Annotated in this window: 1 protein-coding gene; it reads right to left on the bottom strand. The window is 68.3% G+C overall.

Translation table 11 applies throughout. From position 1 onward, the window contains the following. Nucleotides 1-56: 56 nt before the first annotated feature. The coding region (locus ACT84W_RS08710; RefSeq protein WP_444328928.1) for a class I tRNA ligase family protein at nucleotides 57-834 on the bottom strand (778 nt) is incomplete at its 5' end.

The following is an 834-nucleotide window of genomic DNA, read 5'->3' as shown; positions in this document are numbered from 1 at the left end:
TCGTAGCTTTGCGAGAAGCCCCGGCGGGGCGCCGGACCTGTCGAGGGGCTCGACTTTTACGCGAAGTCCGCGATCTGAGCCTTGAGCTGCTCGATCGTGGCGGTGAGCTCCGCCTGCTGAGAGCGCTTCTTCTCGATCACCGCAGGCGCGGCCTTAGCGACGAAGCCCTCGTTGCCGAGCGTGCGCTCGACGCTGGCAAGGTCCTTCTGGGCCTTGGCGAGCTCCTTCTGCAGGCGCGCGGACTCGGCCGCGAGGTCCACGAGGCCGCCGAGGTCGACGAAGATCTCGAGCGAGCCGTCGGCGACGGACACGGCGCCCGCGGGCTTGACGGCATCGGGACCAGCGGTGAGCGCGCTCACGCGGCCGACGGACTTGATGAAGCCCTCCTGCGCGGCGAGCACCTCGGCGTCCTCAGCGGAGCAGCGCACGGCAACGGCGAGCTCGGCCTTCGGCGAGAGGCGATAGCGGGCGCGCGTGGAGCGCACGCAGGAGATGACGCGCTTGGCGAGCTCGAAATCGCCCTCGGCGCGCTCGTTGACGAAGTCGGCGAGGTCGTCGGGCTCGGGCCACTTGGCGACCATGAGGAACTGAGCGTCGTGCGCGTCGAGGCCGCTCGCGGGGAGCGCGTCCCAGACGCTCTCGGTAACGAAGGGCATCACGGGGTGCAGCAGGCGCATGCTTACGTCGAGCACATACACGAGGTTGCGCTGGACCTGGAGCTTCCGCTCCGGCGTGCCGTCGAGCAGGCGGCCCTTGCAGAGCTCGATGTACCAGTCGCAGACGTCTCCCCAGAAGAAGCTCTGGATGTTGCGAGCGTAATCGCCGAAGTTGTAG

Origin of the sequence: Paratractidigestivibacter sp. (genome assembly GCF_052362415.1) — a bacterium.
GTDB lineage: Bacteria > Actinomycetota > Coriobacteriia > Coriobacteriales > Atopobiaceae > Paratractidigestivibacter.
This window is presented reverse-complemented; position numbering and strand designations above follow the sequence as displayed.